Source organism: Streptomyces sp. Root1304 (genome assembly GCF_001426405.1).
In the GTDB taxonomy this organism is placed as follows: domain Bacteria; phylum Actinomycetota; class Actinomycetes; order Streptomycetales; family Streptomycetaceae; genus Streptomyces.
In genome coordinates, this window is record NZ_LMEP01000012.1 from 217,347 (window position 1) to 234,705 (window position 17,359).

The following is a 17,359-nucleotide window of genomic DNA, read 5'->3' on the forward strand; positions in this document are numbered from 1 at the left end:
GAAAGATCCCCCCGACGTGTCCGGCCCGGGGAGGGGGACGCCGTGGGGCGCACCCGGGTTGCCCGGACGTCACCCCGAATCCATCTGGGCGATGATGGGAGGGGTGCGCACGCACCGTGAAACCGCACCGTGAAACCCCTGGAGAGTCCTTCCCATGGCACCGCGCATCCTGCTCGCCCGGCACGGCCAGACCGAGTGGTCACTTCTCGGCCGGCACACCGGCAGGACCGACATCCCGCTGCTCGACGAGGGCCGGCGCGGCGCGAAGCTGCTCGGCGAGCGCCTGCACCGCGGCCCCTGGCAGGGCCTGCCCGGCGTCGAGGTGCGCACCAGCCCGCTGGTCCGCGCGAGCGAGACCTGCGAACTGGCCGGCTTCGGCGACCGGGCCGAACCCTGGGACGCGCTGATGGAGTGGGACTACGGCGCGTACGAGGGGCTGACCCCGCCGCAGATCCAGGACCTCCGCCCCGGCTGGTTCATCTGGCGCGACGGCGTCGAGGGCGGCGAGACCCTGGCGCAGCTCTCGGACCGCGCCGACGAGGTCGTGAACCGGGTCCGCTCGGCCGACCGTGACGTCCTGGTCTTCGCGCACGGGCACATCCTGCGCTCGATCGCCGCGCGCTGGCTGGGCGAGGACGTGTCCTTCGCCTCCCGCATCCGCCTCGACCCGACGAGCCTGTCGGTCCTCGGCTGGGCGTACGGCGCCCCGGCGATCGAGCGCTGGAACGACACGGGGCACCTGGAGTCACCGGCGTAACGCCGTCACGGCGGGCGGGTGGCCGGTGGCCGTCGGCCCTGCCCCCCACGGGTCAGTACGCCGCGAGCACCCGGCGCGTCTCCGCGAGCATCTCGCGGATGCGGGCCGAGGCGATCCCCTCCAGGGAGTCCACCACCCGCTTCGCCTCCGCCGCCGCCTCGTCCGGGCGCCCGGCGTGCGCCAGGTCCTTCGCGAGATGGGCGCGGTAGAGCGCCAGGTTCCTGGCGAAGTGCGGGTTCTGCAGGACGGTCGCCCGGTGGGCGTGCCGGGCGGCCCGGCCCCAGTCGCCCAGGGCCGACCAGCACTGGGCCTCCAGGGCCTCCCGCTCCGGCTCCCCGAAGAACGACATCCACTCCGGGTCGCCCTCCGAAGGGCCCCGGTCGAAGTGGCCGTGGGCGCGGCCGAGGGCCTGCTCGCAGGCGGACCGGTCGCCGAGCCCCGCCCAGGCACCGGCCTCCCGCAGCGACAGCAGGGACAGCAGCCGGGCCGAGTCCAGCGGCTGCGCGGCCCGCTGCCCGGCCTGCGCCGCGCGGACCGCCTCGCGGAACCGGCCGGTGTCCCTGGCCAGGAAGGACGTGTTGCAGAAGGCGTGCGCCTCCAGGGCCGCGTTCCCGGCCACGCGCGCGGTGGCCAGGGCTTCGGCGTAGTGCGAGCGGGCTTCCTCGTGGCGGCCGGAGTCGTGGGCCAGCCAGCCGACGGAGAGGGAGAGTTCGCCCGCCCCCGCGTGCAGCCGGTCCTCGGTGGAGCGGCGGGTCATGGTGCCCGTGTCGAGCAGCGCGTAGGCGGCCCGGAGCGGCTGGGCGGCGACCTTGTAGAGCCCGTCGGCGCCGTGCCGGTCGTCGAGCAGCCGGATCTGCCGTACGGCGTCCTCGACGGCCCGCACCTCGGCGTCGCCGATGCGGTGGGTGCCGCGGGGGGAGGGGATCGCGACGGCGGGGCCGCCGAGTCCCAGCGAGGCGGCGGCCAGGGTGGCGGAGCCGCTCGTCATGAATGCGCGACGCAGCACGTCGCTCTCCTCATCGTTCCGGGTCGTGACGGGCACGGGAGACGGAGCCCCGGCCGGGACGGCCTGCCGCCGTCCACGCACCGTCTCCCGCGCGGAGAAGCCCAGGTCGGAGAGGCCCAGACCGGGGAACATGTGCAGGAAGACCCGCTCGTACGCGTAGTTGGGGCAGCGGATCTCGCCCGCCTCCACGCGCCCGATGTAGCGGGCGTCGCACGCGACCTGTTCGCCGATCTCCCGCGCCGCCCTGCGGACCGCCGCGGCGAACTCCGCCGGCGAGTGCTGTCCGCGGAGCCGCCGGAAGGCGAGATTGGGAACTGCCCGTGACGTCGCCATGGCCGAGCCCTCTCCTGGTGCTGCCGGGTGTCCGGCGGCAAGAACGTACCTGCTGTGACCGGATGCGTACGCTGAGTTTGGCTACAAATCGGATATCTCACCTGCGATCTGCCATGAACTGCCATCCTTTGCGGCGGCATCCCGCCGTAGCCGTTGACGCGCACGGGCGTTGAACCGTAAGGGAGAGACGGAACGTGTCTCCTCAGGAGCGAGGAGGGGTCCCCATGTCGGAGATCGGTTCGCAGTCGGCCACGTGGCACGCGCCCGCCCCGGAGGCCACGTGCCACGTACCCGCCCCGGAGGCCGAAGGGGACCGGTCCGCCGCCGGCGCCTGGGACCTGGTGACCGTGCCGGTCCGGCAGGGCCTGGAGGCCGTGGACATCCTGCGGCGCGGCGCCACCCCCGCCGTCGGCCCCGTCGTGCACGACGGCACCTGCGACACCCTGGGCTTCCTGGTCCCGCCCGGCACCGCCGCCGCCTGGGACGTCCCCGGCAGCGCCTGTACGCGGACCTCGGGACGCGGCCTCCGCCTCCCCGAACTGCCCGAGCTGCCGGAACCGGCCGGCGACGCGCCCCGCCCGGCCGGCTGGCTGCTGCCGCCCGGGGACGCCGACCCGGTCACCGACCCCGCCGTGCTCCGCGAGGCCCTCGGCGAGGCGGCCCGGCTGATCGAGGCGGCCGACGGCTGCCACTGAGCGGTTCGGAGCGGCCTACGGCTGCGGCTGAGCCCTCGGAGCCGGTCGACGGCTGCCACTGAGCCCCTCGTCCGCCGTGCCCGGATAATGGGCACGTGGCCAGGAACAAGCAGCGTGACCGGGCGGCGGTGGCCGCCGCCCCCGTCGTCGAGGACGTCGACGGCGGACTCGCCGAACTCATACCCGACCGGGAGCGCCCCCGCGCCTGGACGCTCCTCATCGACGGCGCCCCGCAGTCCCATGTGGACCTCGACGACCCGGCGCACCTCACCTTCGAGTACCAGCGGCGGCTCGGCCACGTCGTCGACCTCGCCGCCCCGCCGAACCGCCCGCTCCAGGTGGTCCACCTCGGCGGCGGCGCCTTCACCCTCGCCCGGTACGTCGCCGCGACCCGGCCCCGCTCCACCCAGCAGATCGTGGAACTCGACGGGCGCCTCGTCCAGCTCGTACGCCGGGAACTCCCGCTCGACGCCAACGCCCGCGTCCGGGTCCGCTCCGCCGACGCCCGCGCCGGGCTCGGCAAGGTCCAGGACGGCTGGGCCGACCTCGTCATCGCCGACGTGTTCAGCGGGGCCCGCACCCCGGCGCACCTGACCAGCACCGAGTTCCTCGCGGAGGTGCGGCGGGTGCTGCGGCCCGGCGGCTGCTACGCGGCGAACCTGGCCGACGGCCCGCCGCTGACCCATCTGCGCGGCCAGATCGCCACGGCCGCCGCCGTCTTCCCCGAGCTGGCGCTGACCGCCGACCCGACCGTGCTGCGCGGGCGCCGCTTCGGCAACGCGGTGCTGCTCGCCTCGGACCGGGAGCTGCCGGTGGCCGAGCTGACCCGCCGGGTCGCCACCGACCCGCACCCGGGCCGGGTCGAACACGGGCGGGCGCTGGCCGACTTCGCCGGGGGAGCGGTGCCGGTCACCGACGCGAACGCCAAGCCCTCGCCCGTACCGCCGGCGTCCGTCTTCCGCTGACCGCCCCGGCCGGGCCCTTCCGGCCTCAGACCGCGCGGTCCTCGATCTCCACCCGGGGCGCGGTGTCGTGCCAGACGCAGAAGACGGACAGTTCGCGGCCGTCCGCGGTGAACGTGACCCGGATCCAGGTGGCCTGCTTCCACACCTGCATCTGCCAGCCGGAGGCCGGGATGGCGGAGACGAGTTCGGCCGAGGTCTTCCCGAGGTCGAAGGTGACCCGGCCGCCGTCGACCGTGTACGTCTTCACGTCCGAACCGGAGTCCGCCGGGGCGGTGGTGGGCGCCTCGGTCGTGGGCCGCGCCGTCCGCGAGGGGGTCGACGAGGGGGTGGCGGGAGCGGTCGTGGGACCGGCGCTCGGCGTGGCCTTCGGGGTGGCGGGCGCGGAGGGCGTCCCGGACCCGGGGCGCCGCGTCGACGAGGACAGCGGGTCGCCGCCGGCCGTCGCCGGTTCGTCGGTGGCACCGGCGGGGAGGGGCAGCGCGCGCGGGGGGTCGTAGACCGTCCCGGACAGCACCGTGTGCACTCCCCACCAGGACAGGGTGACCGCCGCGCCGGTGGCGAGCGACCAGGCCAGGGCGTGAACGAGTCCTCTTCGCACCGGGACATAGTGCACCACGCTCCGACGGGCCGGGCCGGAGGGTGGACATTGTCAGATGATTCCCCTGAATGGCGTACGGTGCCGCCCATGGCAAGTGTGCTCGTGGTCGAGGACGACCAGTTCGTGCGCTCCGCCCTCATCCGCCAGCTGTCCGAGGCCTCCCACACGGTACGGAGCGTCGGCACGGCTCTGGAGGCGTTGCGCGAGGTCGCCCATTTCCGTTTCGACGTCGTGATCCTGGACCTCGGTCTGCCCGATCTCGACGGGTCCGAGGCGCTCAAGATGCTGCGCGGGATCACCGACGTCCCGGTGATCATCGCGACCGCCCGGGACGACGAGGCGGAGATCGTACGGCTCCTCCACGCCGGGGCCGACGACTACCTCGTGAAGCCCTTCTCCGTGGACCACCTCTCGGCCCGGATGGCCGCCGTCCTGCGCCGGGCGCGGTCCGCCGCGGGGGAGGCGCCGCCCTCCCGGGTGATCCGGGTCGGCGGGCTCACCGTCGACCCGCTGCGCCGTCAGGCGGAGCTCGACGGGGCACCCCTGGACCTCACCCGGCGCGAGTTCGACCTGCTCGCCTTCCTCGCCGGCCGGCCCGGCGTCGTCGTCCCGCGCAAGGAACTGCTCGCCGAGGTGTGGCAGCAGTCCTACGGGGACGACCAGACCATCGACGTACATCTGTCATGGCTACGGCGGAAACTGGGCGAAACGGCCGCCCGGCCCCGCTATCTCCACACCCTGCGCGGGGTCGGCGTGAAGCTGGAACCGCCCCGGGAGCCGCAGCCGTGAGATGGGCGCTCGTCAAGGTGTCGCTCGCCGTCACCGCCATGGTCGTCTTCGCCTTCGCCGTACCCCTCGGGCTCGTCGTCAAGGAGATGGCCCGCGACCGGGCGTTCTCCAACGCCGAACGGCGGGCCGCCGGGCTCGCCCCCGTCCTCGCCATCACCACCGACCGCGACGAACTCGACAAGGCCGTCGCCACCACCGAGGACGGCGCCGCCGGACGGCTCGCCGTCCACGTGCCCGCCGCCGAACCCGGCGGTACGGCCCTGGAGATCGGCACCCGGCGGGCCGGCGAGGAGGACATCGCCGCCACCCGCAGGCTCGGCCGGGCCTCCATCGCCGAGGTCCCCGGCGGTTACGCGCTGCTCCAGCCCACCGCCCTCAGCAGCGGCCAGGTCGCCGTCGTCGAACTCTTCGTCCCCGAGGGCGAGGTGTCCAACGGCGTCGCCACCGCCTGGCTGGTCCTCGCCGGGGTCGGCGCCGCCCTGATCGTCGGCTCCGTCGCCGTTGCCGACCGGCTCGGCGTCCGGATGGTCCAGCCCGCCCAGCGGCTCGCGGGCGCCGCCCACGACCTCGGCGAGGGCAAGCTCGGCGCCCGGGTCCCCGAGGAGGGCCCGCCCGAACTCAAGTCGGCCGCCGTCGCGTTCAACTCCATGGCCGACCAGGTCGTCCAGCTCCTCGCCAACGAACGCGAACTGGCCGCCGACCTCTCCCACCGGCTGCGCACCCCGCTCACCGTGCTCCGGCTCAACGCCGCCTCGCTGGGCTCGGGGCCGGCCGCCGACCAGACCCGCGCCGCCGTCGAACAGCTGGAGCGCGAGGTCGACACCATCATCCGCACGGCCAGGGACGCGAAGCCGCAGACCCAGGCGACCGGGCCCGGTGCGGGCTGCGACGCCGCCGAAGTGGTGCGCGAGCGCATGGAGTTCTGGTCGGCGCTCGCCGAGGACGAGGGCCGCCGGGTCCGGGTCGCGGGCGTCGAGCGCCCGGTCCGCATCCCGGTCGCCCGCCCCGAACTCGTCGCCGCGCTCGACGCGTTGCTCGGCAACGTCTTCCGGCACACCTCCGAGGGCACGGCCTTCTCCATCGACGTCCACAACGGCGACGACGCCGTCATCGTCCTCGTCTCCGACGCGGGCCCCGGCATCGCCGACCCCGCCGCCGCGCTGGCCCGCGGCAACAGCGGCGCCCGGGACGGCTCGACGGGCCTCGGCCTCGACATCGTGCGGCGGATGGCGGAGAACACCGGCGGCGACGTCCGCATCGGCCACTCGGTCCTGGGCGGCACGGAGGTCCGGATCTGGATCGGCCTCGACGGACGCCGCACGGGCGGCACGACCGGCCGCCGGGGCCACCGCCCGCCCCGCCGCCGCGGCGGCACCGGCACCCGAAGGGCCAACGGCGGCTGAAGGACCGGCCGTTCCCGCGCCAACCTTTCCTGGCTCCGATGCCTTCCTTAAGCGGAGCCTAAGGATCCCCGCCCGTGTCCCCGGACGCCGATTTGTCCGCTTCCCGCTCGCTAGCGTGCTGCCCGCACCCCCACACCCCCAGCACAGAGGCAGGCACGCGATGGGCACCAGTTCGCACCGGCGCAGGGCGAGCACCAGGACGAAGATCGCCGGGGCGGTCGTCGCCGCCGCGGTCGTCGGCGGCGCCGTGTTCGCGCTCACGGGTACGGCCCAGGCCTCGGCGGTCGGCGCCGCGTACACCAGGACCAGTTCCTGGACCGGCGGCTACACCGGCCAGTACGTCGTCACCAACGAGACCACCACCGCCCAGTCCGACTGGACCCTGGAGTTCGACCTCCCGGCCGGCACCACCATCGGCTCCCTCTGGAACGGCGAGCACACCGTCTCCGGCCGCCACGTCACCGTCCGGCCCGCGAGCTGGAACAGGCAGCTGGCGCCCGGCGGCTCCGTCACCGTCGGCTTCGTCACCTCGGCGGCCGGAGCGCCCGGCGACCCCACCGGCTGCCTGATCAACAAGGCCGCCTGCTCCGCCGGAGGCCCCGCCCCCACCCCCAGCGGCCGCCCCACCGAGCAGCCCACCCCCACCACCGCCCCGACCACGACGGCACCGACCACCCCCGCGCCCACCACGGCCGCCCCCACGACCACCCCGCCCACCACACCGCCGCCGACCACGGCCGCGCCCACCCCCACCCCCACGGCGACCGCGACCGGCACCCCCGTCGGGACCGCGAAGTTCGCCCCGTACGTCGACACCTCGCTCTACCCGGCGTACGACCTGCTCGCGACCGCCGACGCCACCGGTGTGAAGGAGTTCAACCTCGCCTTCATCACCTCCGGCGGCGCCTGCGCCCCGCTGTGGGGCGGGGTCACCGACCTGGCGAACGACAAGGTCGCCGCCCAGATCGGCGCCCTGCGCGCCAAGGGCGGTGACGTCCGGGTCTCCTTCGGCGGCGCCGCCGGGCACGAGCTGGCCCTGAACTGCTCGACCCCCTCGGCGCTGGCCGCCGCGTACGGCAAGGCCGTCGACCAGTACAAGCTCACCAAGGTCGACTTCGACATCGAGGGCGCGGCCCTGCCGGACACCGCCGCCAACTCCCGCCGCGCGCAGGCCATCGCCCAGCTCCAGAAGTCCCACCCCGGCCTGAACGTCTCCTTCACCCTGCCGGTGATGCCCGAGGGCCTGACCCAGCCGGGCGTGGACCTGCTCGCCGACGCGAAGCGGAACGGCGTCCGCGTCGACGCCGTCAACATCATGGCGATGGACTACGGGCCCGCCTACAGCGCCGACATGGGCACGTACGCGATCCAGGCGGCGACCGCGACCCAGGCGCAGATCAAGGGCGTCCTCGGACTCTCCGACGCGGCCGCCTGGAAGGCCGTCGCCGTCACCCCGATGATCGGCGTCAACGACGTCGCGAGCGAGGTCTTCGAGGTCGACGACGCCACCCAGCTCGTCGACTTCGCGAAGTCCAAGGGCATCGGCTGGCTCTCCATGTGGTCCTCGACCCGCGACAAGCAGTGCGCGGCCGGCGCGGTCAGCTACGCGGACGCCACCTGCTCCTCGGTCCTCCAGCAGCCGCTGGCCTTCACGAAGGCCTTCGCCGCCTACAAGTGACCCCGACCGTCCGACCCGGCCGACCGCCCCCGTCCCCCCACACCGCGCGCCCCGGCCGGACCCCTACCGCCGACCGGGGCGCGCACCCCTTTCCCGTGACGCCGGGGCCGCGAGGTCCGTCACGGCCCCCTGGCCCCGCATCCCTCGCCGGCCCTCAGGCCCGTGAGGACTTCCACTCCTCCGCGTAGTCGTTGAAGATCGCCCGCAGGTGGTGGCCGATCTTCAGGTAGTCCAGGTCGTCCAGGTTGGCCAGGGACACCCGGACCGACCACTCGGGGCCGTCGAAGCCGCCGCCGTTGAGCAGGACGACGCTGGTCTGCTCGGCCAGCCGGAACAGCGGGTCGACCGGCTCGTAGTTCTTCTCCAGGAAGTCCGCGAAGTCCTTCCCGTGCACCCGCTCGGCCTCCGCGAGCAGGTCCAGCTCGATGTAGTAGCCGGCCCGCTTCGGGTCCTCGGCGATCTTCATCTGGGCGCCTTCGAGGAGCAGGTCGAGGCGCCGGCGCACGATGCCCCGGATCTTCTCCTTGTACGCCTGCCCCTCGGGGAGCATGTCGAAGAGCGAGAACAGCGTCATCATGACCTGCTGGGGGAGCGACAGACCGGCGGTGTGGTTGAGCGCCACCTGACGGGAGTCGGCGACCAGCCGGTCGATGAACCGGATCTTCTCCGGGTCCAGGCTCAGCGTCCCGTACCGCTTGTTCAGGCGGTCCTTCTCGGCCTGCGGCAGGTTCGCGATCATGTCGTCGATCGCGTTGTCGTCGTTGAGCCCGATGACCCCGAGCCGGTGGCCGGTGCAGCCGTAGTGCTTGGAGTACGAGTACACGAGGAGCGTGTTGCGCGGCAGGTCGGCGGCTAGCGAGCGGAAGCCCTCGACGAAGGTGCCGTACACGTCGTCCGTGACGATCAGCAGGTTCGGGTTCGGGCCGGCGACGATCTCCTTGATCTGGCCGGCGACCCGCTCGCTCAGCGCCAGCGACGGCGGGTTCGAGGGGTTGACGACACAGACCAGCTTGACCGAGGGGTCCGCGAGCTTGGCGACCTCCTCGGCCGGAAGTCGGGCGGGGGAGGGGTGAGGACCTTGCTGCCCCGCTTGACCGCCTCGACGGTGACCCGGCCGCCGAGCGAGCGCTCCAGGTCGCCGACCCTGGCGCCGTCCGCCTGCGTGACCAGGAACGTCCGGCCGACCATGCCCGGGAGGGCCTCGCGCTCGTCGGACTCCAGGCCGCCGCCCGCGCCGCGCATCTTCTCCCACAGCTCGCGGGAGGCGTCGCGGAGGTTGATCCGCAGCATCATCGGCATGATCTGGCTGGTGTAGATGACGATGGTGACGAGGCCGAAGAGGTAGCAGACCGTGTACGCGGTGGCGACGTGGCCCTGGTACTGGGTGATCTGCTCCTGGGTCAGGTCGGAGAGCTTGCCGATCGCCTCGGTCGCCGTACCGACGACCGCCGACTCGGTGGCGGCGCCGGCGAGGATGCCGGCGGCGGTGCCGACGTCCAGGTCGAAGGCCTCGGCGAGGCCGAGGGCGATGCCGACGACACTGATGACCTCGATCACACAGAGGGCGAAGAAGCGCAGGCTCTTCTTGTTGAGGTTGGCGAAGAACTGCGGACCCGCCAGATAGCCGAGCGAGAAGATGAAGAGCGCGAAGAAGATGGTCTTCACGTCGTTCGAGACGGTGACCTCGGTCCAGGCGCCGAGGAGCAGCGAGACGATCAGGGTGCCGCAGATGCCGCCGAGTGTGATGGGGCCCACGCGCAGCTTGCCGACGAGGTAGCCGGCCGCGAGGCAGAGGAAGAGGGCGAGTTCAGGATGGTCACGCAGGACTCCCATCCGCCCTCACCTCGCCCAAATGAAGCTGAATGTGAGGATTGTGGACATAAGGGGACGCTGACAGGGGGGTGGAGGGGGTCGACGCCTCGCCCGAACGAGTGAGCGGATGAACGGTTGAGCGAGCGGGGGGCTCCGGCGCGTCGCGGAGGCGGGGGTGCTCGCCCCGGGCGCACAACGACGCAGGCCCCGGTTCTTTCGAACCGGGGCCTGCGCTCTGAGGGTGAGTAACGGGACTTGAACCCGCGACATCCTGGACCACAACCAGGTGCTCTGCCAGCTGAGCTATACCCACCATGCCCGGCGGTTTTCCCGAAGGTTTCCCTGACCGGCCGAGAAGAAGTCTACAGGGTCTTGGAGGGTGCTCGCGCCCGCATTGATTCGGGGGCGCGAGCAGGCCCTATGCGGAGGGGGTCACGCGGCCGGAAGGGGGATCATTCGGCCGGTACGACATGACGGGCCGCGATCTTCTTCGCGGTGTCGGAGTCGGGGCCGGGCTGCGGGACGAAGACCGCCTCCCGGTAGTAGCGCAGCTCCGCGATGGATTCGCGGATGTCGGCGAGCGCCCGGTGGTTGCCGTTCTTCTCCGGACTGTTGAAGTACGCCCTCGGGTACCAGCGGCGGGCCAGCTCCTTGACCGAGGAGACATCGACGATCCGGTAGTGCAGGTGGCTCTCCAGGGCGGGCATGTCCCGGGCGAGGAAGCCGCGGTCCGTGGAGACCGAGTTCCCGCACAGGGGTGCCTTGCCGGGTTCCTTGACGTGCTCGCGGATGTACGCGAGGACCTGGGCCTCCGCGTCGGCGAGCGTGGTGCCGCCGGCGAGCGCGTCGAGCAGCCCCGAGGACGTGTGCATCCGGCGCACGATCTCGGGCATGGTCTCCAGGGCGGCGTCCGGCGGACGGATCACGATGTCCACCCCGTCGCCGAGCACGTTCAGTTCCGAGTCGGTGACCAGTGCGGCCACCTCGATGAGTGCGTCGTCCGTCAGCGAGAGCCCGGTCATCTCGCAGTCGATCCACACCATGCGATCGTTCATGCGTCCTACCTTAGGGCCTGCCCGGCAGGTCTTCCGGTCGTCCGGACGGTTGTCCGGACAGGCCGACGGGCGCCCGGGGGAGGTGTCCCCGGGCGCCCGTCGGTCCTGCGGTGCGCGGCTTGTGGCCACGCCGGTCTGTACGTGGGGGCCGGCCGGTCCCCCTACGGCGCGCTGCGCTGGCCCGGGAACGACGCGCGCCCCGGAGCGTAGGCGTCGGTCTGAGGCTTCCCCGGCTCCAGCGGCGGGCCGGGACGGCGGGCGCCCGCCGCGACCTGTGCGGGCACCACCGGGTCGAGCACCGCCGTCGTGGTCTCACCCTGCGGCCGCCGGGCCCGGTACGCGGCCCGGTAGGCAGCCGGCGAGGAGCCGAGCTGGCGCCGGAAGTGGCCGCGCAGTGCCACCGGGGAGCGGAAGCCGCACCGGCCCGCGACCTCGTCGACGGAGTAGTCGGAGGTCTCCAGGAGCCGCTGCGCCTGCAGCACCCGCTGGGTGATCAGCCACTGGAGCGGGGCCGATCCGGTCAGCGAGCGGAACCGGCGGTCGAAGGTCCGCCGGGACATGTAGGCGCGGGCGGCGAGCGTCTCCACGTCGAACTGTTCGTGGAGGTGCTCCAGCGCCCAGGCGACGACCTCGGCCAGCGGGTCGGCGCCGATCTCCTCTGGTAAAGACCTGTCGAGGTAGCGCTCCTGGCCGCCGCTGCGCCGCGGCGGGACGACGAGCCTGCGCGCCAGCGCGCCCGCCGCCTCGGTGCCGTGGTCGGTCCGCACGATGTGCAGACACAGATCGATTCCGGCCGCGGTGCCGGCGGAGGTCAGCACGTCGCCGTCGTCGACGAAGAGCTCCCGGGGGTCCACATGGACCGACGGGTAGCGCTTGGCGAGCGTCGGCGCGTACATCCAGTGGGTGGTCGCCGGCCGGCCGTCGAGGAGGCCGGCCGCGGCGAGGACGAAGGCCCCCGTGCACAGACCGACGATCCTGGCGCCCTCCTCGTGGGCGCGGCGCAGCGCTTCGAGCGCCTCCGGCGGCGGCGGCGAGGTGATCGACCGCCAGGCCGGGACGACGACGGTGCCCGCGCGGCTGATGGCCTCCAGGCCGTAGGGCGCGGTCAGTTCGAGTCCACCGGTGGTCCGCAGCGGGCCGTCCTCGCCCGCACAGACGAGCAGCCGGTAGCGTGGCACCCCGGCGTCCTGCCGGTCGATGCCGAACACGGAGAGCGGGATGGAGCTCTCGAAGATGGGGCCGCCGCTGAACAGCAGCACCGCGACGACTTCGCGACGGCGGCGTCCGGTCAGCTTCCGTGCGGCCTCCGGTACGGCGGAGTCCTGGCTCATGACGCTAAGCCCCCCTCGGTGTTCGCGTCTCCCTGGTCGTGTCGCTGGTGCACGTTTCCCCTCGGTTTTGCACGAGACCCCAGTCTTCGGTACCCATGATCGAATCTACTGCGTCCCGTGGCGCCGGCGTGACAAGTTCTCCGTCCGGTGGATTGTCGACAAGGCCACTTGGCGTGAAGCGATCGATCGCGAAGTCTTCCGTCCGGGGGTCGCCGGGAGGGGGTCCGGTACGGCGAACGCCCCCGTACGCGGGGGGTGCGAGCCCCCGGAGCGGGGCATTCTCGGGTGCCGGCCCCGGGGTTGGGCAACCGTTTTGCCAAGGACTCGCCGACGGATGGAAGTTGGCCGAAAACATATGGGTTCGGGTGTACGAACCTGTCAACTCCAGGAGGGGCGGGCCTGACGGGGGCGCCTTTTCGGACCGGTTCCGCCCCCTCGTCCACCCCCGGCCGTCCGCCCGCCGGGTCCCTCAGGCGCGACGCCTGCCGCGCGGGACCTCGGCCCGCAGCCCGCGCTCCGAGCGGCGCAGCAGGGCCCAGCACGCCGCCGTCACCGAGACGAGGCCGAGCGCGGTCCCGGCGGCCCCGGCGAGCGAGGCGCCGTAGACGACGAGGACCACCGGGACGAGCGCGCAGCAGAAGACCGCCCAGCGGACCACGTCGCCGGCCTGGTCGCCCGCGCCCGCCCCGGAGGCCGGCCCCGGCGGCGCTCCGGCCGGTCCCGCGCCCACCGAACCCGGCACCCCGCCCGCCGGCCCCTCCGTCGCTCCCGGTGCCGCGCCCGGTGCCGCGCCCGGTGTCGCGCCCGGTGTCGTCCCCGTCTCCGGGTCCCCCAGGGCGGCCCGTGGGGCGGCGGGGGAGCGGCGGCGGCCGCGCGGTGCGGAGAGGAGGGGGGAGGCGACGGTGGGGGTCTGGCCGGCGGCGGTCGATGGTGCGGGCACGGGCGGTCTCCCTGCGACGGTGGGCTGGACCTGTGGCAACGAGGAGCGGAACGTTCCGGTCACTCTCGGCGACGTCCGTTTGGCCCCCGTACGGACGCCTGTAGGGCACATCCGGCATTGCCAGATCCCGAACCCCTCGGGCATGCTCCCTGGAACGCCGCGCGCGAGCGGCGGGCACACCAGGAGTGGCACGGCAGGCTCTGGGCAGGAGAGGAGTGTCGCCGTACCCTTGGGGGTATGGGCTTGGGAAGATGATTCCCGGACACAGCTCCGCCGCCACCCGTCGTTCGTCCCCTCCTTTCCCCGTCCCTTCCCACGAGGACCTTCTTCGCCGAGACACCGATGGCCGGTCACGAATTCCCCGAACCCGCGGACCGCAAGCGCGTCGCCGATTCCACGGTCGACCCCCTCGCGGTAGAACAGCCACGTCATGCCTGCGACCCGGCCTTCCGGCACGGGGTGGTCGTCGGCTTCGACGGCTCCACGTCCAGTGAGCGAGCCCTCGCGTACGCCATCGGCATGGCCAGGCGCTCCGGCTCGGGCCTGATCATCGTGCACGTGGCCAACCGGCTGCCCACCACGGTGTGGGCCGGCTGCGAGCCCCCCGTCTTCGTCGACGTGCCCGACCACCGCACCGAGGTCCTCGGTCTCGAACTGGCCTGCGCCGAGCACCTGTCCGAGGTGCCCTGGATCCTCGTCGAGCGCGGCGGCGACATCTGCCACGAGCTGGAGGAGGTCGGCCGGGAGTACTCGGCCGACGCGATCGTGGTCGGCTCCACGCACGGGATCGTCGGCCGGATCTTCGGCTCGGTGGCCGGGCGTCTCGCGCGCCGCGCGCAGCGGCCCGTGATCGTCATCCCGTAACGCGTCCGCGTACGCCCTCCGTTCCTCACGGCTCGTCGGCCGCGGGGCTCAACTGCCGTACTCCGGCCATAATTTCGGACTTCCTCAGGTGAATTGTGCCCTTGTGAAGGGTACATAAAGGTCATCGGAACACAGCAGCTCACGCAGGACATCTGCGCATCTGAAGGGAGCCCGCCGTGGACAACGAAGTCGCCGCGGGAAACACCACTTCCACTCTCGGACACCTGGCACTCGGACTGACCCTGCTGGCCTTCGGCCTGGGCGGTACGGGCGTCATCGACAACGTCGCGGCGACGGACGCCGCGGGCCTCGCGACCTGGGTCGGCGGGGTGACGCTCTTCCTCGTCGGCCTGCTCGCCCTGCGCGCGGGCGACAAGGGGGAGGGCACGGCGTTCGCGGCGCTCGGCGCCTTCTGGTTCACCTGGGGGACCGCGGTCGGCGGCGGCGCCTCGGCCGACGCCGTCGGCGTCTTCCTGCTCCTGTGGGCGCTCCTGGCGCTCACGCTGACGATGGCGGCGTCGGGCAGCGGACTGTTCGGCCAGGGCGTGTACGGGCTGCTGTTCGTGGCGCTCCTGCTGCTCGGCATCGGGGCGCTCGCCGACAACGGCGGCCTCGGGAAGGCGGGCGGCTGGGTGGCCGCGGTCGCCGGTCTCGTCGCCTGGTACGGCGCCACGGCGGCGGTCGCGGGCTGGCCGACCTCCCTGGCCCGCGCGGGCCGCGGGGCGGCGGCGGCGAGCTGATCGCGACAGCACGGAAGAAGACAGCACAGCAGAAGACAGCACAAGAGAAAGCGGTCCCCCCGTGCACCTGGGATGCACGGGGGGACCGCTTTCGTGTCCGGTCGAACGCCGGGGGACAGGCCCGGCGCGCGGGGGGCGGGGGGACAGGCCCCGCCCGGGTGCTACTCGACCGTGACGGACTTGGCCAGGTTGCGCGGCTTGTCGATGTCGCGGCCCATGGCGAGCGCCGTGTGGTAGGCGAGGAGCTGGAGCGGGATGCCCATCAGGATCGGGTCCAGCTCGTCCTCGTTCTTCGGCACGACGATGGTGTGGTCGGCCTTGGCCTGCTCCTGGTGCGCGACCGCGAGGATGCGGCCGCTGCGGGCCTTGATCTCCTCCAGGGCGGCGCGGTTCTTCTCCAGCAGGTCGTCGTCGGGGACGATCGCGACCGTCGGCAGCGCCGGCTCGATGAGGGCGAGCGGGCCGTGCTTCAGCTCGGAGGCCGGGTAGGCCTCGGCGTGGATGTAGGAGATCTCCTTCAGCTTGAGGGAGGCCTCCAGGGCGACCGGGTAGCCACGGACGCGGCCGATGAACATCATCGACTGGGCGCCCGCGTACTCCGCCGCGATCTTCTTGATCTCGTCCTCGGACTCCAGGATCTCCTGGATCTGCGCGGGCAGCTTGCGCAGGCCCTCGATGATCCGCTTGCCGTCGGTGACGGACAGGTCGCGGATGCGGCCCAGGTGCAGGGCGAGCAGCGCGAAGGCGGTGACCGTGTTGGTGAAGCACTTGGTGGAGACGACGCAGACCTCGGGGCCGGCGTGGACGTACACGCCGCCGTCGGCCTCGCGGGCGATGGCGGAGCCGACGACGTTCACGACGCCGAGGACGCGGGCGCCCTTCCGCTTGAGCTCCTGGACGGCGGCGAGCACGTCGTAGGTCTCACCGGACTGGGAGACGGCGATGTAGAGGGTGTCGGGGTCCACGACCGGGTTGCGGTAGCGGAACTCCGAGGCCGGCTCGGCGTCGGCGGGGATGCGGGCCATGGACTCGATGAGCCCGGCGCCGATCAGACCGGCGTGGTACGAGGTGCCGCAGCCGAGGATCTTGATGCGGCGGATGGTGCGGGCCTCGCGCGGGTCCAGGTTCAGGCCGCCCAGGTGCACGGTGGAGAAGCGGTCGTCGATCCGGCCGCGCAGCACGCGGTCGACCGCGTCGGGCTGCTCGGAGATCTCCTTGTGCATGAAGGTGTCGTGACCGCCCATGTCGTACGAGGCGGCCTCCCACTCCACGGTCTCCGGGGTGGCGGTGGTGGACGCACCCGAGGTCGTGTACGTACGGAAGTCGTCGGCCTTGAGGGTGGCCATCTCGCCGTCGTCGAGGGTGACGACCTGGCGGGTGTGGGCGATCAGCGCGGCGACGTCGGAGGCGACGAGCATCTCCTTCTCGCCGATGCCGAGGATGACCGGGGAGCCGTTGCGGGCCACGACGATGCGGTCGTTGAAGTCGGCGTGCATCACGGCGATGCCGTAGGTGCCCTCGATGCTCTTGAGCGCCTCGCGGACCTTCTCCTCCAGGGTGTCGGCCTGGGAGCGGGCGATGAGGTGGGTGATGACCTCGGTGTCCGTCTCGGAGGCGAAGACGACGCCGTCGGCCTCCAGCTTGGCGCGGAGCTCCTGGGCGTTGTCGACGATGCCGTTGTGGACGACGGCGACCTTGTTCTCGGGGTCCAGGTGCGGGTGCGAGTTCACGTCGCTCGGCGCGCCGTGGGTGGCCCAGCGGGTGTGGGCGATGCCGGTGGTACCGGTGAAGCGCTTGGGGACCTTGGCCTCCAGGTCACGGACCCGGCCCTTGGCCTTGACCATCTTCAGGCCGGAGGCCTTCGGGCTGGTGACGACCATGCCGGCGGAGTCGTATCCGCGGTACTCCAGACGCGCCAGGCCCTCAAGGAGCAGGGGGGCGACGTCGCGCTTTCCGATGTAACCGACAATTCCGCACATAAAGGTGAAACCCCTCCAGGTTGGTGAGTGTGCCCGTGCCTCAGCCGTAGACGATGCGGCGCAGCTGCCGGAGCGAGAGCTCCGGTGGTGCCACCGCCCGGTGCGGCAGTTCCGTCGCGATCCGTTCGAAGATCTCGGCGTTCACCGCCCCGCCGGACTGCAGCTCGCGATGGCGGCGGCGGACGAAGTCCTCGGTCGACTCGTCGAAGTACGCCAGCACGTCGAGGATCACCCGGGCGGCCTCACCGCGCTGGAGCGCGGTGCTGCGGACCAGGTGGTCGATGAGGTCGTCGTGCGACGGTCGGCGTTCGAGCACCCGTGAATACTGAGGGTCCACCCCTGTCTTTTGCAAGAATCCTGCCCGATATCGGGCAGGCGTGTCATGATCCAGGCTCTTGGGGTGGGGCTTGGTCC

At 72.6% G+C, this 17,359-nt stretch carries 15 protein-coding genes, 1 tRNA gene and 2 pseudogenes; 8 read left to right on the forward strand and 10 right to left on the reverse strand.

Annotation, left to right across the window (positions count from 1 at the left end):
* Positions 1 to 154 precede the first annotated feature (154 nt).
* Entirely contained in the window at positions 155 to 757 is a 603-nt protein-coding gene (locus ASD33_RS13915) for a histidine phosphatase family protein (protein ID WP_056558489.1), read from the forward strand.
* Positions 758 to 809: 52 nt separating this feature from the next.
* Here ASD33_RS13915 and ASD33_RS13920 read toward each other — a convergent pair whose 3' ends face one another.
* Positions 810 to 2,096: a hypothetical protein gene (locus tag ASD33_RS13920; RefSeq protein ID WP_056558492.1), complete on the reverse strand. Its 1,287-nt coding sequence runs from the start codon at positions 2,094 to 2,096 to the stop codon at positions 810 to 812.
* Between the two features lie 224 nt (positions 2,097 to 2,320).
* Here ASD33_RS13920 and ASD33_RS13925 point away from each other — a divergent pair, with 224 nt between their 5' ends.
* Both ASD33_RS13925 and ASD33_RS13930 read left to right on the forward strand, forming a co-directional pair.
* Positions 2,321 to 2,791 carry a hypothetical protein gene (locus tag ASD33_RS13925; RefSeq protein ID WP_056558494.1) on the forward strand — a complete coding sequence of 157 codons (471 nt, stop codon included), beginning with the start codon at positions 2,321 to 2,323 and terminating at the stop codon, positions 2,789 to 2,791.
* A gap of 95 nt (positions 2,792 to 2,886) precedes the next feature.
* Positions 2,887 to 3,756, forward strand: coding sequence for a fused MFS/spermidine synthase (locus tag ASD33_RS13930; protein ID WP_056558497.1), 870 nt, complete (start codon positions 2,887 to 2,889; stop codon positions 3,754 to 3,756).
* 25 nt (positions 3,757 to 3,781) lie between these two features.
* On the opposite strand, the gene ASD33_RS13935 is transcribed toward ASD33_RS13930, so the two are convergent.
* Complete coding sequence (locus tag ASD33_RS13935) at positions 3,782 to 4,354, reverse strand: hypothetical protein (protein WP_056558501.1); 573 nt, start codon at positions 4,352 to 4,354, stop codon at positions 3,782 to 3,784.
* An 87-nt stretch (positions 4,355 to 4,441) separates the two neighbouring features.
* On the opposite strand from ASD33_RS13935, the gene ASD33_RS13940 reads away from it, so the two are divergent.
* The 3 genes from ASD33_RS13940 to ASD33_RS13950 all read left to right on the forward strand — a co-directional run bounded on the left by ASD33_RS13940 (position 4,442) and on the right by ASD33_RS13950 (position 8,224).
* Complete coding sequence (locus ASD33_RS13940; RefSeq protein ID WP_056558504.1) at positions 4,442 to 5,143, forward strand: response regulator transcription factor; 702 nt, start codon at positions 4,442 to 4,444, stop codon at positions 5,141 to 5,143.
* Positions 5,140 to 6,546, forward strand: coding sequence for a HAMP domain-containing sensor histidine kinase (locus ASD33_RS13945; protein ID WP_056558506.1), 1,407 nt, complete (start codon positions 5,140 to 5,142; stop codon positions 6,544 to 6,546). The genes ASD33_RS13940 and ASD33_RS13945 overlap by 4 nt, the downstream gene beginning before the upstream one ends.
* A 160-nt stretch (positions 6,547 to 6,706) precedes the next feature.
* Positions 6,707 to 8,224 carry a cellulose binding domain-containing protein gene (locus ASD33_RS13950; RefSeq protein WP_056558510.1) on the forward strand — a complete coding sequence of 506 codons (1,518 nt, stop codon included), beginning with the start codon at positions 6,707 to 6,709 and terminating at the stop codon, positions 8,222 to 8,224.
* 154 nt (positions 8,225 to 8,378) lie between these two features.
* Here the strand turns inward: ASD33_RS13950 and ASD33_RS13955 are convergent.
* From ASD33_RS13955 to ASD33_RS36935, 6 genes and pseudogenes are all read right to left on the reverse strand, one after another.
* A pseudogene (locus tag ASD33_RS13955) lies at positions 8,379 to 9,281 on the reverse strand (bifunctional aspartate transaminase/aspartate 4-decarboxylase); the annotation flags it as partial.
* A 2-nt stretch (positions 9,282 to 9,283) separates the two neighbouring features.
* Positions 9,284 to 10,057, reverse strand: a pseudogene (locus tag ASD33_RS13960) (aspartate-alanine antiporter); the annotation flags it as partial.
* Between the two features lie 219 nt (positions 10,058 to 10,276).
* Positions 10,277 to 10,349 (reverse strand) — tRNA-His (locus tag ASD33_RS13965).
* Positions 10,350 to 10,488: 139 nt separating this feature from the next.
* Positions 10,489 to 11,091, reverse strand: a complete 603-nt coding sequence (gene orn / locus ASD33_RS13970) for an oligoribonuclease (RefSeq protein ID WP_056558513.1) — start codon at positions 11,089 to 11,091, stop codon at positions 10,489 to 10,491.
* A gap of 161 nt (positions 11,092 to 11,252) precedes the next feature.
* Positions 11,253 to 12,422, reverse strand: a complete 1,170-nt coding sequence (locus ASD33_RS13975; protein ID WP_056558516.1) for a helix-turn-helix domain-containing protein — start codon at positions 12,420 to 12,422, stop codon at positions 11,253 to 11,255.
* A gap of 469 nt (positions 12,423 to 12,891) precedes the next feature.
* Positions 12,892 to 13,362: a hypothetical protein gene (locus ASD33_RS36935; RefSeq protein WP_347232283.1), complete on the reverse strand. Its 471-nt coding sequence runs from the start codon at positions 13,360 to 13,362 to the stop codon at positions 12,892 to 12,894.
* A 342-nt stretch (positions 13,363 to 13,704) separates the two neighbouring features.
* Between ASD33_RS36935 and ASD33_RS13985 the strand changes: the two genes are divergently transcribed.
* The gene (locus ASD33_RS13985; RefSeq protein ID WP_015033782.1) at positions 13,705 to 14,226 is read left to right on the forward strand and encodes a universal stress protein; all 522 of its coding nucleotides are present in this window, start codon (positions 13,705 to 13,707) and stop codon (positions 14,224 to 14,226) included.
* 176 nt (positions 14,227 to 14,402) lie between these two features.
* The gene (locus ASD33_RS13990; protein WP_056558519.1) at positions 14,403 to 14,966 is read left to right on the forward strand and encodes a GPR1/FUN34/YaaH family transporter; all 564 of its coding nucleotides are present in this window, start codon (positions 14,403 to 14,405) and stop codon (positions 14,964 to 14,966) included.
* 161 nt (positions 14,967 to 15,127) lie between these two features.
* Here the strand turns inward: ASD33_RS13990 and glmS are convergent, their stop codons facing one another.
* Both glmS and ASD33_RS14000 read right to left on the reverse strand, forming a co-directional pair.
* On the reverse strand, positions 15,128 to 16,945 hold the full coding sequence (glmS, locus tag ASD33_RS13995) for a glutamine--fructose-6-phosphate transaminase (isomerizing) (RefSeq protein WP_056558521.1): 1,818 nt from the start codon (positions 16,943 to 16,945) through the stop codon (positions 15,128 to 15,130).
* A gap of 40 nt (positions 16,946 to 16,985) precedes the next feature.
* Positions 16,986 to 17,261, reverse strand: a complete 276-nt coding sequence (locus tag ASD33_RS14000) for a hypothetical protein (protein WP_056558524.1) — start codon at positions 17,259 to 17,261, stop codon at positions 16,986 to 16,988.
* Positions 17,262 to 17,359 lie beyond the last annotated feature (98 nt).

Excerpts from the sequence above, each read along its gene's own strand:
- ASD33_RS13940 (WP_056558504.1), top strand. The coding sequence starts at position 4,442 with ATGGCAAGTGTGCTCGTGGTCGAGGACGACCAGTTCGTGCGCTCCGCC.
- orn (WP_056558513.1), bottom strand. The coding sequence starts at position 11,091 with ATGAACGATCGCATGGTGTGGATCGACTGCGAGATGACCGGGCTCTCG.
- ASD33_RS13985 (WP_015033782.1), top strand. The coding sequence starts at position 13,705 with ATGGCCGGTCACGAATTCCCCGAACCCGCGGACCGCAAGCGCGTCGCC.
- ASD33_RS13975 (WP_056558516.1), bottom strand. The coding sequence starts at position 12,422 with ATGAGCCAGGACTCCGCCGTACCGGAGGCCGCACGGAAGCTGACCGGA.
- ASD33_RS13950 (WP_056558510.1), top strand. The coding sequence starts at position 6,707 with ATGGGCACCAGTTCGCACCGGCGCAGGGCGAGCACCAGGACGAAGATC.
- ASD33_RS13915 (WP_056558489.1), top strand. The coding sequence starts at position 155 with ATGGCACCGCGCATCCTGCTCGCCCGGCACGGCCAGACCGAGTGGTCA.
- ASD33_RS13925 (WP_056558494.1), top strand. The coding sequence starts at position 2,321 with ATGTCGGAGATCGGTTCGCAGTCGGCCACGTGGCACGCGCCCGCCCCG.
- ASD33_RS13920 (WP_056558492.1), bottom strand. The coding sequence starts at position 2,096 with ATGGCGACGTCACGGGCAGTTCCCAATCTCGCCTTCCGGCGGCTCCGC.
- glmS (WP_056558521.1), bottom strand. The coding sequence starts at position 16,945 with ATGTGCGGAATTGTCGGTTACATCGGAAAGCGCGACGTCGCCCCCCTG.